13 protein-coding genes and 1 pseudogene are annotated in these 15,049 nt (G+C 71.2%); 8 read left to right on the forward strand and 6 right to left on the reverse strand.

Annotated features, from left to right (window positions below):
• Position 1 precedes the first annotated feature (1 nt).
• Positions 2-604, forward strand: a complete 603-nt coding sequence (locus QSK05_RS21175; protein ID WP_285599007.1) for a hypothetical protein — start codon at positions 2-4, stop codon at positions 602-604.
• Positions 605-682: 78 nt separating this feature from the next.
• Here QSK05_RS21175 and QSK05_RS21180 read toward each other — a convergent pair whose 3' ends face one another.
• Together QSK05_RS21180 and QSK05_RS21185 are read right to left on the reverse strand one after the other, a co-directional pair.
• Positions 683-853, reverse strand: a complete 171-nt coding sequence (locus QSK05_RS21180; protein ID WP_231489115.1) for a hypothetical protein — start codon at positions 851-853, stop codon at positions 683-685.
• Between the two features lie 327 nt (positions 854-1,180).
• Positions 1,181-1,948, reverse strand: coding sequence for a phosphatase PAP2 family protein (locus QSK05_RS21185; RefSeq protein ID WP_285599009.1), 768 nt, complete (start codon positions 1,946-1,948; stop codon positions 1,181-1,183).
• Positions 1,949-2,107: 159 nt separating this feature from the next.
• Between QSK05_RS21185 and QSK05_RS21190 the strand changes: the two genes are divergently transcribed.
• Complete coding sequence (locus QSK05_RS21190; RefSeq protein WP_285599010.1) at positions 2,108-4,120, forward strand: acyltransferase family protein; 2,013 nt, start codon at positions 2,108-2,110, stop codon at positions 4,118-4,120.
• Between the two features lie 7 nt (positions 4,121-4,127).
• Here the strand turns inward: QSK05_RS21190 and bla are convergent, their stop codons facing one another.
• The gene (gene bla / locus QSK05_RS21195) at positions 4,128-5,117 is read right to left on the reverse strand and encodes a class A beta-lactamase (protein ID WP_285599011.1); all 990 of its coding nucleotides are present in this window, start codon (positions 5,115-5,117) and stop codon (positions 4,128-4,130) included.
• Between the two features lie 124 nt (positions 5,118-5,241).
• Here bla and QSK05_RS21200 point away from each other — a divergent pair, with 124 nt between their 5' ends.
• The 5 genes and pseudogenes from QSK05_RS21200 to QSK05_RS36405 all read left to right on the forward strand — a co-directional run.
• Entirely contained in the window at positions 5,242-6,123 is an 882-nt protein-coding gene (locus QSK05_RS21200; protein WP_285599012.1) for a LysR family transcriptional regulator, read from the forward strand.
• A complete protein-coding gene (locus QSK05_RS21205) occupies positions 6,120-7,016 on the forward strand; it encodes a serine hydrolase (protein ID WP_285599013.1) in 897 nt (298 codons plus the stop codon). Before QSK05_RS21200 ends, QSK05_RS21205 begins: the two co-directional genes overlap by 4 nt.
• A gap of 113 nt (positions 7,017-7,129) precedes the next feature.
• Positions 7,130-7,714, forward strand: a complete 585-nt coding sequence (locus QSK05_RS21210) for an RNA polymerase sigma factor (RefSeq protein WP_285599014.1) — start codon at positions 7,130-7,132, stop codon at positions 7,712-7,714.
• Positions 7,715-7,716: 2 nt separating this feature from the next.
• Positions 7,717-8,766, forward strand: coding sequence for a hypothetical protein (locus tag QSK05_RS21215; protein ID WP_285599015.1), 1,050 nt, complete (start codon positions 7,717-7,719; stop codon positions 8,764-8,766).
• Between the two features lie 80 nt (positions 8,767-8,846).
• Positions 8,847-9,416 (forward strand): annotated as a pseudogene (locus tag QSK05_RS36405) (sensor histidine kinase); the annotation flags it as partial.
• Between the two features lie 126 nt (positions 9,417-9,542).
• On the opposite strand, the gene QSK05_RS21225 reads toward QSK05_RS36405, so the two are convergent.
• Genes QSK05_RS21225 through QSK05_RS21235 form a run of 3 tightly spaced genes read right to left on the reverse strand, consistent with a single transcriptional unit; the run spans position 9,543 to position 13,482 of the window.
• Positions 9,543-10,946, reverse strand: coding sequence for an amidase (locus QSK05_RS21225; protein WP_285599017.1), 1,404 nt, complete (start codon positions 10,944-10,946; stop codon positions 9,543-9,545).
• A complete protein-coding gene (locus QSK05_RS21230; RefSeq protein ID WP_285599018.1) occupies positions 10,946-12,049 on the reverse strand; it encodes a pyridoxal phosphate-dependent aminotransferase in 1,104 nt (367 codons plus the stop codon). The genes QSK05_RS21225 and QSK05_RS21230 overlap by 1 nt, the downstream gene beginning before the upstream one ends.
• Before the next feature lie 17 nt (positions 12,050-12,066).
• Entirely contained in the window at positions 12,067-13,482 is a 1,416-nt protein-coding gene (locus QSK05_RS21235) for an amidohydrolase family protein (protein ID WP_285599019.1), read from the reverse strand.
• Between the two features lie 307 nt (positions 13,483-13,789).
• On the opposite strand from QSK05_RS21235, the gene QSK05_RS21240 reads away from it, so the two are divergent.
• Positions 13,790-15,040: a M20 family metallopeptidase gene (locus QSK05_RS21240; RefSeq protein ID WP_285599020.1), complete on the forward strand. Its 1,251-nt coding sequence runs from the start codon at positions 13,790-13,792 to the stop codon at positions 15,038-15,040.
• Positions 15,041-15,049: the final 9 nt, after the last annotated feature.

Here is a 15,049-nt window from a genome sequence, read left to right on the forward strand (position 1 = left end):
CATGACCATGGTGCTGATCGATCACTCACCCGTGTGGGTGCTCGCCGACCTGGACGCCGACCCGCTGGAGTGGGCGCGTGCCACGATTCTCGACCGGGCCGCGCAGGAGCAGGTCGACCTGCCGGGGGATCAGGCGCAGCTACTGGCCGAGGTACTGGTGCCGGCGCTGGAGTCGGCCCGGCACGATGAGGTCCGGCCGCTCATGGTGCTGTTCCTCCTGCCCGAGGCCGACGAGCCCGCGGTGTGCAGCGTGACCGTCCGGGCCGACGGATTCGTCGACGGCGTGACGCTGGAGGAACTGCTGGAGGAGCTCCGGCTGCCGGTGGAGATGCTGGAACGGCCGGCCCTGGAGGAGACGGTCGAGACCGCTGTCGGCCCCGCCACCCATCTCATCCAGCGGTACCGGGCCCCGGTGAACGCGGAGTACGAGCTGGTGCAGGAACACGAGGTCTACGTGTGGCGGGTGGTCGTGGACGAGGGGGTGCTGGGGATCTACCTGTCCACCAGCTACCTGGACCTCGTCGAGGCGGGTCAGTGGCGACCGGAGCTGGCTGAGCTGGCCGCGAGCCTGACCCTGGAGGCGGACGACGCCGGTCAGGAATGACAGGACCGACCGGAGCCACTCGTGGAGATCTTCCGGTGTGGGCGTGTCGCCGATCACGACTCGCCCACACCGCGGAAGCTACAACTTGGTGAGTTTCACATGGGAGACGGTCCGGGTGGTGCCGTCCGGATCGTGCTTGAAGTCGACGATTACCTCGTAGTCGTCGAGAATCCGCACCACCGTCCCGAGACCGTAGCGGTCGTGGGTGATGCGATCGCCGTCCTCCAGATGTTCGGAGGCGGTCGGCACCCGGGCAGGCCGTGCGAAAGGGCTGCCGGGGAGGACGCGTCGTGCAGGCGGAGGGCGAAGATTCACATCTAAGTATGCGTCACGAAGAGCCCCAACGTTGAACGGTGCCTGATTTGTGACCTTTCGAGGCCCGAAGAAGCCGCCGAACGTGGCTCGGATAGTCGATCTCAGCCACGGAACCGGAACAGCCGGTCACCCGGCACCAGCTCGGCCGGGGCCTCGTCGAACCGGTGGCAGTCCCGAGAACCAGAGCGGCAGGAGCACCCACGGCGGGTGGCGCCTGCTGTTCCCGGCCGCCCTGGTGGCCCAGCGGGTCTACCGCCGGCGTTACGCCCGGGCGCTGCGGGAGCCGCTGGCCGGCGGCCGCTGAAGCCGGGAGGCGGCCGCGGTGACGACGAGCGCGCCCAGCATCCAGCCGGCCACCACCTCGCTGAGCCAGTGGTAGCCGAGCACGAGATTGCAGATGCCGACGCCGGCCGCGATCAGGGCGGCGATCACGAGCGCCCGGAACCGGTGCGTGCTGGTGAGCAGGACGGCCAGTAACGCCAGGCACATGGTGGCGTTCGCGGTGTGCCCGGAGGGGTAGGAGCTGCCCCCGGCCAGCACCTCGTTCAGGCCGCTGTGCGGGGACGTGCGCCCGATGAGCGGTTTGGAGGTCAGGAGCAGGACGTCGAGGCAGACGACGGCCACCGTGCCGACCAGGAACGGGCGCCACGAGCGCCACTGCCAGGAGCGCGCCGCCGCGACCACGACCACGGCGGTGCCCACCAGCCAGAACTGCCCGCCCATCACGAAGGTGCGCCAGGCCAGGTGCACGGCCCCGGGCCGGTCGAGCACGGTGAACCAGCCCAGCGTGGACCGGTCCAGGCCCTTGGTCGCCCCCGCGGTGACCAGCAGCGTCAGTCCGATCAGCGCGACCCATCCGGCGACCCACCGGCCCACGGCCGATCCGGTCACGGAAGGTTGCGTGCTCAGCGTCGGCTCGGGTGCGCTCACCCGCACCATCATGGCCGAGCAACCACGACGGCCGGCAACCGCCACCTGCCCACCCCGGTCGTCATCGGGTGCGGCGATCACCTTCGTGTTCGTGATCATGCGAACCTTCCCCGTTTCTGCATGATCACGCATGAACACGCATGGAGGGGTGAAGGGCGTGGCCGGTCGACGGGTGACGCCTGCGCTGGCACGTTCGGGGCATTCGGTGAGGATCTTCAGAAAGGGGGCCCGTACCGAAGAAGGCGAGCGACGCCAGCCGTGAGTTCCAGCCTGACCACCACGATCGAGCAGCAGAACCGGCCCGGGGAAGGGATGTTCACCGGGACCGACGCGAAAAGAAGCGACATCCAGGGGTTACGGGCAGTCGCCGTGATCTTCGTGGTGCTCTACCACGCCGGCCTGCCCCTGCCCGCCGGGTTCGCCGGGGTGGACGTGTTCTTCGTGATCTCCGGATTCGTCATCACCGGCCAGATCCAGAGGATGGGAGAGCGTGGCCGCTTCTCCTTCTCCGCGTTCTACGCCCGGCGTGTGCGTCGGCTGCTGCCCGCGATGGTCGTGATGCTGCTGGTCGTCGTCCTGCTGTCGCTGCTGTTCCAGTCACCGCTGGACGCGCAGCCGGCCACCGCGTCCACTGCCCTGGCCGCTGTTCTGCTGGTCGGGAACCTGCAGATCCTCGGCACGAGCGGCGACTACTTCGCGGCCGCGGCCGAGACCAACCCGCTGCTGCACGTCTGGTCGCTGAGCGTGGAGGAGCAGTTCTACCTGGTCTTCCCGCTCCTGCTGGTGGCCGTGGGGAAACTGGCCGGGGCCCGGCGGCGGATCCTGGCCCTCTGCCTGATCAGCCTGATCAGTGCGGCGAGTTTCGCGCTGTCGGTGTGGTGGTCGTTCGTCGACGGGCGGATCGGCGGCCATCCGGCGGCCGACCTCGCCTTCTACACGGCGCCGACCCGGGTCTGGGAGTTCGGTGCCGGGGCGGTGCTCGCCCTCTGGGTGACCTCCCGGCGCACAGCGCATCCCCGCCCATCCCGGTGGGCGCCCACCGGACTGGGCGCAGCCGGACTGGTGACCCTCCTCGTCCTCCATCTGACCGTCGACCGGACCACCCCCTGGCCGGGGACGGCGGCCCTGCTCCCGGTGCTGGCGACCGTTCTGCTCATCCTGGCCGGGACGATCGGGCGCAACCGCATCACCCGGCTGCTGGCCTCGACGCCGCTGCGCGTGACCGGCGACCTCTCCTACAGCATCTACCTCTGGCACTGGCCGATGATCGTGTTCGCCGCGGTGTTGTGGCCCGACCCGCCGCCGACCGTGACCCTGGTCGCGGTGCTGGTCTCGTTGCTCCTGGCCGTCCTGAGCTACCGCTACGTCGAGCAGCCGCTGCGGCACGGCCGGTTCGCCCTGCCCCGGGTGTACCTGGGGGGCGCGGTCTCCGCCGCGGTCGTGGTGCTGATCGCCGTCACCGCCCCGGCCGCGGGCGCCCAGGGCATCCCCGACGCGGCCGGCTACGCCCAGCAGCGCGACCTGCCGACCTACGGACGCGAGAAGAACTGCCTGATCCACGATCGCGCCTACGACGCGGCCGAACTGACGAGGTGCACCGACGTCGTCCCCGCCGACCGGGGGTGGGTGATGCTCGCCGGTGACTCGCACGCCGACGCCCTGTCCACCGGGCTGATCGAGGCCGATCGCCGCCTCGGCCTCAGCACGCAGTACGCCACCGGAGCGAGCTGCGTGTTCAGCCGTACGGCGGCGGCGAACCACGAGTTCGACTGTGCCGCCATGGCCTCCGACCAGCTCGACCGGGCGGTGTCCGGTGACGACCCGCCGTCGCTGGTGGTGGTCTCCTCCTGGGCGCTGCACCGGTACCGGAACGACCAGACCTGGCCGGAGCCGCTGAGGCCGGCCCTGGAAGAGCTGACGCAGGCCGGTGTGCCGGTGCTCTACGTGATGGACGTGCCGAGCTTCGCCACCGAGGCCATGCACGAACAGGGCGTGTGCCGGGGCGGTCTGGCGACCTGGACCTGCGGACGCAGCCAGAGCGGGGTGCTCTCCTACCAGGCAGCGGCCCGGGACGCGGAATTCGCTACGGTCAGCAGTATTCCGGGAGTGGCGGTGTACGACCCGTGGAGCCGATTCTGCGACGGCACCACGTGCAGCCCGCTCGTGGACGGCCAGTTGGCGTACTACGACTACAACCACCTGAACCGCATCGGGTCGGCCTCGCTGGGCGCCGATCTGGAGAGCGCGATCGCGGGCATCCTGAAGCCGTGACGAGACCTCAGCCGAGCTGCTCGATCACCACCTCCGTGGCCCGGGCGATCAGGGCGTCGTCGGAGGTGGCGTCCTGCTCGTCGCGGGTGGACAGCACGGCGATGACGATCGGGTCGGCATCGGTGGGCCACACCACGGCGATGTCGTTGCGGGTGCCGTAACTGCCCGATCCGGTCTTGTCGCCGACCGTCCAGCCCTCCGGGACACCGGCCCGGATCAGCTTGTCCCCGGTGGTGTTACGTCGTAGCAGATCGGTCAGGGCGGCCTGGTCGCCCTGGTTCAGGGCATCGCCCAGGACGAACTCGTGCAGGTCGTTCGCCAGCGCCCGGGGCGTGCTGGTGTCGCGGATGTCACCGGGGGTGGCCTCGTTCAGGTCCGGCTCGACCCGGTCCATGTGGGTGGTGCGGTCACCGATCCGTTCCAGGGCCTCGTCCACCTTCGCCGGCCCACCCAGTTCCTCGAAAAGCAGATTGGCCGCGGTGTTGTCGCTGTACCGCACCGATGCGTCGGCCAGTTCCCGCAGGGTCATGCCGGTTTCGAGGTGCTCGCGGGTGATCGGGGCGTAGTCCAGCAGGTCGGACTCCTGATAATGGACGACCTTCTCCAGGTGCGCGTCGGTGCGCTGCCGGAGCAGGACACCGGCCTGCAGGGCCTTGAAGGTGGAGGCGTAGGCGAAACGCCGGTCGGCCCGGAAGGCCACCGAGCGGCCGGTGCCGGTGTCGAGCGCGTAGACGCCGAGGTCGGCGTCGAACGTCTTCTCCAGAGACCGAAAAGCCTTGGCGGACGAGGTAGCGGACGAGGTAGCGGACGAGGTAGCGGACGAGGTGGTGGACGAACTGGTGGACGCCTGCGTCGACGTGGCGGTCGCGTCGGTGACCGGGGTGGTCACGGAGGCAGTGGCGGCCCGGGTCGGGCCGGCGGTGCAGCCGAGCAGCAGGGTGGCCGTGGCCAGCACAGCCGCCGTACCGATCGTGGGCCGGGTGATCGTGCGCGTCATCGCGGGTTCCTCCTGGGGCCGGACGGTCCGCTCCGGACCGGTACGAGCAGCCTGGAGCCCGGGCATCCATGCCGTCCAATGCGTTGAGGTGCTGATCCATGCTGATCTGGCATACGGTGAGGGCGTGGATGTGGTCGCCGGCTGTCAGGCCTTCGTCGGCGTCAGCGAGCAGGGCAGTTTCACGCTCGCGGCTTCGGCGTTGCGGGTGCCGCAGTCGGTGATCAGCCGGCGCGTCGCCGCGCTGGAGAAACATCTGGGCGACGCGCTGTTCGAGCGATCGTCGCGGCGGGTGGTGCTCACGCCGTTCGGGGCCGACCTGCTGCCGTCGGCCAAGCGTCTGCTGCAGCTGGCCGACACGATGCAGCACGACGCGGAACTGGCCCGGCGCAAGCCGTTACGGCTGGCGGTACCGGACACCTGCAGCGTCACCCGGCTGGCCCGGCTGGAGGCGCAGGCCCGCCACGAGGGTGTGCACCTGGACCTGGTGCCGGCCGGCCCGGCCCGGCGCGCCGAGCTCGCCCGCACCCTGGGGGCCCGGGCCGCACTCATCGCCGTCCCGTCCGACCAGGGCACGTGGTCGGTGCCGCTGGGCCTGGCCGGTGTGGCAGAACCGGCCACCGAGGTGATTCACCTGGAGTCGCTGCGCCCGGGACGCAACCGCGCGTCCGCCCGTGTCCGGGTGGTGCGGATCCAGCCGGAAGACGATGTGCCGCACGTGCGGGACCGGCTGAACCGGCTGCGCGACGCGCTGGCCCTGCGGCCGTCCCAGGTGGTGGTGGCCGCGAGCCTGACCACGGCCGTGGCCGAGGTCCTGGACTCCGACGACCTGTTGCTGTGCCCGGAGGTCCAGGCCGAGGAGCTGGGGCTGTTCTGGCGACCGGTCGGCGAGATGCGGCCCACCCGCGGCTACGGTGTCGCCGCGGCCGCCACCAGCGACGCCGAGCGCCTGCGCACGCGTCTGTGGCCGCTGATCGCCCGGTGCCTGGGCGCGCAGGAGGAACGGTGAGCGCCGAACTGGTCCGGGACCTGACCCGGTTGCTGGACGAGGGCGGGCTGTACGGCTCGTTCCTGGTCCGCGACCTGGACACCGGCGCGGAGCTGGGGATCGAGCCCGACCTGGAGTTCCCCGCGGCGTCCCTGATCAAGGTGCCGCTGGCCCTCGCCACCCTGGACCGGATCCGGACCGGTGAACTCGACGGTGCCGCGACCGTCCAGGTGCAGCCCGGCCGGATCACCACCCCCGGGCCGACCGGCCTGAGCCGGTTCCGGCACCCGGCCACGATCGCCCTGGACGACCTGCTCTACCTGAGCGTCTGCCTCAGCGACGGCACGGCCTCCGACGTGCTGCTCGGCCTCACCCCGCCGGCGGCGGTGAGCGCTTTCCTGGACACCCACGGCCTGTCCGGCATCACCGTGCGCCACCCGTTGCTCGACCTGTCCGACACCCCGCTCGAGCGTTTCCCGACCGTCGAGGGACATCTGGCCCATTCACTGGCGATCGGGGCCGGGACCGCCGGGCGCGGTCATCCGGTGCCGCAACTGGACGTCAGCCGGGCCAACGCCGGCACGGCCCGGGCGTTCACCGACCTCTTACAGGCGGTGTGGCGTCCCTCGAGCATCGATCCGGCCGTCACCGCCCGGATGCGTGACCTGATGGCCGGCAACCTGCTGCGTCAGCGCCTGACCCCGGACTTCGCCGCGGACGCCACCCGCTGGTCGTCCAAGACCGGGACCCTGCTGAACCTGCGGCACGAGATCGGCGTGGTCGAGCACGCCGACGGGCAGACCTTCGCGGTCGCGGCGCTGACCGGTTCCCGGGTGGCGGCAAGCATCCAGCCCGCCGCCGAGGCCCTGATGGGCGAGGTCGCCCGCCGCCTGCGTGACCGGCTCCGGGGCTGAGGTCAGCCTGCTCCGACCGGGTGTGGCCGGGCTCACAGGGCCCCAGGCTGAACGCTTCGCCGCGGCCCCGGCTATTGCACTATGTGAAGACCATGACCGCGAGCAGGAGAACCGTGGCGTCGGACGCTGAGCTGATCGCCCGGTCCCTGAACGGCGACGACGAGGCCTTCGTCGACCTGGTCGCCCGGCACGAGGTGGCGATCGGGCGGTACCTGTCGCGACGGGTCGGGGCCGCGGCGGCCGAGGACCTGCTGGGTGATGTCTGGGTGGCGGCCTTCGCCTCCCGCCGCACCTACGACCCGGCCTACACCGACGCGCGGCCCTGGCTCTACACGGTGGCCCTGAACCGGGTGCGCAAGCACTGGCGCTCCCTGCCGCCCGAAGACCTGGTGCCGGACCTGACGGATCTGCCGGGGCCGGCCGGGCACTGGGACCCCTGGCCCGCGGTGGAGACCCGCGTCGACACCGGGGCCGCCCTGCGCGCGGCCCTGGCCGGGCTGAGACCCGACGAGCGGGAGGTGCTCACCCTGGTCGCGGGGGAAGACCTGACCGCGGCCGACGCCGCCCGGGTGCTCGGGATACCGGCCGGCACGGCCCGGCGCCTGCTGCACCAGGCCCGGGGCACCCTGCGCCGCTCCCCGCAGGTCGCGGCGCTCCTGGCCGAACTCAACACCGTGAACCTGAAGGACGGCGAGTGATCGTGGACGAGATGGATCTGGCGAGCCGGGCACTGGAGGTCGAGCCCCTGCGGCCGCAGGCCCACGAGCAGGCCCGCGCGAAATTGCGGGACGAGATGGCCCGGTCGGTCCCGGCCGGCACCGTCGTGCGGTTGAGGCGACCACGACGCGTTCGGCGGTTCGCCGTCACCGGCCTCGGCGCGCTCGTGGCCTCGGTGGCCGTGGTGTTCGCGGTCGTGTCCACCTCCTCGCCCACCACCCCGGGCGGCCCGGTGACCGGCGCGTCCGCGTCCCCCGTGATCGAGTCGCAGCTGGTCGCCCTGGCCTCCCGGATCACCGCCGCCACCGCACCCGCGTCGGGAGACGCGTCCCTCGTCATCCGCTCGCAGAAGATCGGTGACGGCTCCGCCGAGGTCAGCTACAACCTCTACACCGACGCCGGCGACTATTACGCCGGGGGCGACGAGACGTCGCTCGCCCAGGCCATTTCGGCGGGTGAGGAGTACTCGGACGGGATCTACGCCCGGGAGGTCGAGGCCGCCCTCTACGCGGTGGACGGCGACCTGGACACCGCCCGCGCGAAAATGGTCAATGCCGCGCCCAACGCGTTCGGCCTGGGGCTGAGTGAGGCCGAGCGGCAGAAGATCTGGGACCGGCAGATGAAGGCCGACGCCGAGATCTACCGGCTCAAGGGCTACGAGGTGCCCGAGCACCCGCCCACCGGTCAGGAACTGGAGAACCTGGTCGGCAACCGGCTGTGGATCAACGGGATGGACGCCCTGTCGGCCGGTGCCGGGGACCCGCAGGTACGGGCCGGGGTGCTGCGCCTGCTGTCGTCGGTCCCCGCCGTGAGCGTCGAGGAGACCACGACGCACGGCGATCCCACACTGACCCTGAGCGCCGGACCGGACCTGTTCAGCGGTGGCGCCAGCGAGGTGCTGACGATCGACGCGCAGACCGGCATACCGATCACCTCGTCCAGCCGGAGCCTGGAGAAGGGCGCCGATTCCTCGCGCAGCACCTACCGGGTCTCGCGGGTGACGGTGGCCGACCTCACCGGCGGAAAATCCTGATCGGCGTGGTGTTCCCGGTGCTCGGATGGGTGGTCGCCGCGCTGGTCGGGCTGGGCGCGCTGGTTCACCGCCGTCGGGAAATGCGCGGTCGGCAGCGGGACATCGCGCAGGCCCAGCTGGCGGTCGCGGCCGAACGCCGGAGGATCGCCCGGGAACTGCACGATGTCGTGGCCCATCACATCGGCGCGGTGGTGATGCGGGCGCAGGCGGCGGATCGCCTGGTGGACGCGCGTCCCGACCAGTTGCGGGAGACGCTGCGGGAGATCGGCCTGGACGGGCGCCGCACCCTGACGGCCATGCGGGAGACGGTGAAGGTGCTGCGGGCGGCCGACGCGCCGTCGGCGACGACCTTGTCGCAGATCCCGGAGACTGCGGCCCGGATGCGGGCTCTGGGAATGCCCGTGGAGCTGCGCCTGCCCGCCTCGCCGCTGGTACTGGAGCCGACGGTGGAACGGGCGGCGGTCCGGATCGTGCAGGAGTCGCTGACGAACGCCCTCGTGCACGCCCGGGCGGAACAGGCGCTGGTCGTGCTGCGGGACGCCGGTGACGGCCTGCTGGTCGAGGTCCACGACAGCGGCCCGGCCGGCGATGGTGAGAGCACCGGCAGCGGGTACGGGCTGATCGGTATGCGCGAGCGCGCGGCGGCCTGCGGCGGGACGCTCGAGGTGGGCCGCTCGCACCTGGGCGGCTGGCGGGTGCGGGCCCACCTGGGTGCCGAGCCGTTGCGCCCGGCCACGCCCCTGCGCCCGGCCGTCCAGACCGGGCGCCCGGTCGCTTCAGGTGTGGCGGGCCGGCACCAGAGGGCTCAGGAGGTGCTCGGCGGTGGCGGCGTAGGTGAGGACCCGGTCGTCGCCGGCCCAGGGCCCGACGATCTGCAGACCGACGGGCAGGCCGTGCGGGTCGAAACCGCAGGGCAGGCTGATCGCGGGCTGGCCGGTGATGTTGAACGGGTAGGTGTAGGGGGTCCAGGTGATCCACGGCAGGGGGGCGCCGGCCTCACCACCCTCGGGCACCTCGGCGTCGGCGGCGAAGGCGGTCAGCGGCAGCGTCGGCATCACCAGCAGGTCCACCGCGTCCAGCAGGGAGGACAGGGCGGCGTTGAACGCCCGCCGGGCGGTCAGCGTGGAGTAGTGATCGGCCAGGGAGTACTGCTCGGCCAGGGGCCCCAGGCGCACCAGGCCCGGGTCCATGAGGTCACCGTGTTGCTCGGCCAGGTCGAGGAAGCCGAGGCCGCGGCCGGTGACCCAGAGATCCTCGAAGATCTGGCGGGGCAGGTCGGGTAGGTCGGGCAGGTCGATCTCGGTGAAGTCCGCGGTGCCGGAAACCAGGAGGGTCTCGTAGGCGGGGGCCAGGACATCGTGGGTCGTGGAGTCGGGCGCGATCCCGAACGGCGCGCGCACCAGGCCGATCCGGAGCCGGCGGCCGGGCTCGTCGGGTACCGGCGGCGACCAGTACGACTGCGGGTCGCGGGGATCCGGGCCCCGGGTGATGCGCAGTACCGAGTGGGCGTCGGCGACCGAGCGGGTCAGCGGCCCGGCGTGCGACAGCGACTCGTTCACGGTGCCCGGCCACAGGGGAATGGTGCTGAGCGTGGGTTTCAGGCCGACCACGCCGCAGAACGAGGCCGGGATCCGGACGGAACCACCCGCGTCCGTACCCGTCGCGATCGGCACCGCCCCCGAGGCGACCGTCGCCCCCGCCCCGGCGCTCGACCCGCCGGAGTTGCGCGAGGGGTCCCACGGATTGCGGGTGATGCCCGTCCGGGGCGAGATCCCGGTGCCCTTCCAGCCCATCTCCGGTGTGGTGGTGCGCCCGATGATGACGGTGCCGGCGTTGAGCAGGCGCTGCACCATCGGCGCCGACGTCTTCGCCGGGGCGTCGCTCGTGGTCAGGGAGCCCTTCCAGGTGGGCTCACCCCGGTAGAGCATGTTGTCCTTGATCGCGATCGGCACACCGTGCAGGGGGCCACGCAGGTGACCGGCCCTGGCCTCGGACTCCCGCACAGCGGCATCGGCCAGCGCCCGCTCGCGCAGGATCGCGGCGTAGGCGTTGATCGTCGGCTCGGCCGCCTCGGCGATCTCCAGGGCGCAGGAGGCCAGCTCGACCGGCGACACCTGACCGTCGGCGACGAGCGCGCCCAGCTCCAGCGCGGTCGCGTCCTTGTAGGTCTCCAGATCCATCAGCGGGCCTGCCCGTTCTTCGCCAGGTCTTCCCACGCCGCGGCGAACCGCCGGACCCAGGCGGTCGGCACCGACGTCGAGATCTTCACGAAACGCTCGCCGAACCCGGGCGACTGGTAGGTGCCGGGCCGGATGAAGATGTCCTGCTCCAGCATCGCCTCGCACAGCCCGTCGGCGCTCCACCCGCTGCCGCTCACGTCGACCGCGAGGAAGTTGCCGTGCGAGGGCCAGACCAGCACCCGGCCCAGACCGCTGGTGTCCACGACGTCCTTCACGATCTGCTGGTTGAGATCGTTGACCCGGGTGAGGTTCTCCAGCCAGGCGGCACGCACCTCGAGCCCGGCGATCGCCGCGCGCTGAGCGGTGATGCCGGCGCCCAGCGGGTTCGACGGAACCTCCGTGAGCCGGTCCAGCAGCTGCGGCTGGGCCACCACCGCGCCCAGGCGAAGACCAGCCAGGCCCAGCCACTTCGAAAAGCTGTAGGTGGTGAACGTGCCCTCCGGGTAGAGCTCCGCGGCCAGGGTGTGGCCCTTCGCGAAGTGCCGGTAGGTGCAGTCGTGCACCAGGTACGCGCCGCGCTCCCGGGCGAGTGTCGTGATGGCCTCGAGTTCCTCGCGGGTGTAACGGCTTCCGAGCGGATTCAACGGGTCGATCAGGTAGATCAGCGCACGTTCGGTGACCTCGGCCGCCAGCTGTTCGGCCAGCACCTTGAATCCGGCCTCGGGGGAGTAGACCGGCAGCACCGACACCGGCACGCCCTGCACGGTCGCGAACCGGCCCGGCCACGGCCAGCCCGGGTCGGTCGTCACCACCTTCGACAGGGTGGGGGCCAGTGAGGTGACGATGTGATGGAGCCCGGCCACGGCGCCGTCGGTGACCCAGGCCCGGGCGCCCTCCAGGCCGAGATCCTCCACGATCAGCTCCCGCAGCCGGCTGAAGCCGAGCGCGGGCGCGTAGACCTGGAACTCGTGCCGCCGCGTGCTCAGTTCCAGCGCCGCCAGCACCTCCGGGGCGGGGGGCAGATGGGTGGTGTTCTGGCCCATCCAGACCAGGTCGTCGCGCTCCAGCAGGAATTCGAACGAGGGGGCCTTGCTCGCGGTCACGGGGGATCTCCTCGAGGTCAGACGACCGGCCAGGCCGGTGCGGGGGTGATGCCGATGCGGGCGAGCACGCGGCGGTCGGTCTCCTCGACCTGCTCGCGCAGTTCGTCCTCGTCGACGACGGTGCTGCGCCCGCCCTCCAGCACGATCCGGCCACCGATGACGACCGTGTCCACCGAGTGCCCGGTGACGCCGTAGGCCAGGTTCGCGATCGGGTTGTGCAGGGGCCGCCAGTCGTAGTCGTTCGTGTCGAACAGCACCAGGTCGGCCTGCTTGCCCACCTCCAGGCTGCCGGTCACGTCGTCGAACCGCAGGGCCCGGGCACCTCCGAGAGTGCCTAGCTCGACGGCAGTCTCGGCGCTGACGGCGTTCGGGTCCAGCCGCGCGTCACGGGGCAGCAAGGCCGCGAGGAACATGGCCCGGCAGATGTCCTGGTGGTTGGAGCAGTTCTCGGCGTCGGTGCCCAGACCCATGCGCACCCCGGCCTCGACGAGCTCGGGGAACCGGCTGTACTGCGTGGTGCCCTTGGCGAGTTTCAGCGCGGTACTGGGGTTCCACGAGATCGAGGCCCCGGAGTCGGTGATCGCGGCCACGTCGTCGAGGTCGAGACTGGTCACGTGGTTCAGCAGGGTGTACTCGTTGAGCGCGCCGATCGTGGCGGTGTGGCGCACCGGGCGCTCGCCGAACATCGCGGTCTCCCGCGCCACCTCGGCCTGACTGGTCGACTTATGCTGCACGGCAAGAGTCTTGGTCTCCTGCGCCAGGCGGGCAGCGGCCACGGACAGCTTGTCCGAGCAGGTGCCCACCCCCTCGAGCGTCACCGCGGGCCGGATGCGCTCATTGCCGAACGCCTGCACGGTCTCCAGGCCCTGCTCCAGCCGGCGGATCGCGTCGTGGGTGCTCAGCCGGAGCCAGTCCGGCAGGTCGGCCGAGCCCATCGACCCCTGCTGGTCCCACGTCCACAGGCCCACGCGCGCCCGGATCCCGGAGTTCGCGATCTCCGGCAGCACCGCATCGATGTGGGTGCAGCCGGGTTCCTCGAAAAGCGTCGTCCCGAAACGGATCATCTCGGCGGTGGCATGCCGGGCGTAGATCGCCATGTCCTCCTGCGTCAGCGTCGCGAACGAGGGATAGATGAAGCGCCGCAGCGCCTCCAGGGTGGTTCCGCCCTCCGGCATCGCGCCCTTGGCGCAGCACAGCAGATGCCGGTGACCGTTGACCAGGCCCGGCAGGGCCACCGACTCGGGCCGGTCGATCAACCGCACCGGTGAGAACCGCGTCCTCAGTTCCGTGGCCTTCCCGACCGCGACGATCGTGGTGCCGGTGATCGCGACCGCGCCGTGGCGCACGATCCGGCGCCCGGTGTCCACGGTGATCACCCAGCCGGCGGTGATCAGCAGGTCGCAGGTCTCGGTAACTGGGGACGTGGTGGTCACCCGGGTGCCTCCGGCAGGGTCGCGTCGGTCGAGGCGAATGCTCGACGAAAATGAGATCGCAAACCTCCCCCGGTTTGACGGGCAGTGTCAAGCGTTCGTACGCGGCCGGTTTCGGGCCCCTGGCCTGCATGTTGCGGTGGCAGTCCGAGATGTAACCACCGGGTAAACGGTTCCTGTGGGTCCTTGACCCGACGGTTGTCGGGAGGCGAATCTCGGGACATCCCGAAAATGAGATCGCAGAATGGACGGTTCGCGGTCCCGGGATCCGAGGTTGAAGCTCCTGAGCTCCACCGAAAGGAACGCCTGCATGTCCTCCGCACCCACGCCGGCCACCCCGGCCTCACCGGTCTCACGGTCGGCCGACGGCGGCGTCGCCGCGCGCGTCATCGAGCACATCGACCACGACCGGGTGGTCGAACTGGTCCGCCAGGTCTGCCGGATCCCGAGCATCCTCGGCGACGAGGGCACGCTGGCGAAGTACCTCGCCGACCTGATGACGCAGTCGCAGTTCGAGGGTGTCGAGCTGCAGCCCGTGCTCCCCGATCGCCCCAACGCCAACGGCCACCTCGACTTCGGGCCGGGCCGGACCGTCGTCCTCACCGGGCACCTGGACACCAAGCCGGTGTCGATCGGGTGGGAGAAGAGCGGTCCCTGGTCGGGCGACCTCATCGACGGAGCGGTCTACGGCCACGGCGTGATGGACATGAAGGCCGCCCTGGTCTGCCAGATCGTCGCCATGGAGGCCGTGCGCGCCAGTGGCGTGCCGCTGTCCGGCCGGCTCGCGTTCAGCGGTGTCGCCGACCACATGGGCGATCAGAAGGGCGCCATCGCCTACTTCGACACCCACCCCGCCGACCTGGCCGTGCTCGGGGAGCTCTCCGACAACGAGATCTTCCTGGGGCATCGTGGGCGCTACTACTTCGACATCCACGTCCAGGGGAAGTCCGCCCACACCTGCCACAAGCCGCTCGCGATCAACGCCAACCTGCTGGCCGCCCACGCGATCATCGAACTCGACGCCTCCGCCCTGCGCCCTCAGCTGGAGGCCTGGGTCACCGACCTGTTCGGGCCGGAGACCTTCATGTCGCCGGGACGGGTCTACGGCGGGCTGCCCCCGGGCGGCCCGTCGATGATCCCCGACGAGTGCGTGATCCGCGTCGACTGCCGCCCGCAGCCGGGCGTCTCGCTGGAGACCGTGCGCGAGGAGATCGACCGCTGCCTGGCCCGGACCCTGGCCCGCGAACCCCGGTTCAAGGCCGAGGTGGTGCTGGCCGACGTCAAGCCCGGCTACCTGGCCCGCCCCGAGGACGAGGTCGTCGACATCATGCGCCGCTCGGTGCGCTCGGTGCGCGGCGGCGCCGAACCGGCCCTGGAGGTCGCCGGATGGCTGGGCGACACCGCCAGCTTCGGCGCCCAGGTACCCACGGTCATCTTCGGGCCCGGCGGTGAGCCGGTCTACTGCCCGGACGAGCATCTCTCCGTCGCCGACATCGTCGAGGCCACCCAGGTCTACGCCACCTATGCCGCGCTCGCCCTCGCCCCCGGCGAGAGCGTCTGAGAAGGGACG

Source organism: Kineosporia sp. NBRC 101731 (genome assembly GCF_030269305.1).
In the GTDB taxonomy this organism is placed as follows: Bacteria; Actinomycetota; Actinomycetes; order Actinomycetales; family Kineosporiaceae; genus Kineosporia.

What these genes read in the sequence shown, in the direction of transcription:
- QSK05_RS21175 (WP_285599007.1), top strand. Translation starts at nt 2, where the DNA reads ATGACCATGGTGCTGATCGATCACTCACCCGTGTGGGTGCTCGCCGAC.
- QSK05_RS21185 (WP_285599009.1), bottom strand. Translation starts at nt 1,948, where the DNA reads ATGATCACGAACACGAAGGTGATCGCCGCACCCGATGACGACCGGGGT.
- bla (WP_285599011.1), bottom strand. Translation starts at nt 5,117, where the DNA reads ATGACGCGCACGATCACCCGGCCCACGATCGGTACGGCGGCTGTGCTG.
- QSK05_RS21225 (WP_285599017.1), bottom strand. Translation starts at nt 10,946, where the DNA reads ATGGATCTGGAGACCTACAAGGACGCGACCGCGCTGGAGCTGGGCGCG.
- QSK05_RS21240 (WP_285599020.1), top strand. Translation starts at nt 13,790, where the DNA reads ATGTCCTCCGCACCCACGCCGGCCACCCCGGCCTCACCGGTCTCACGG.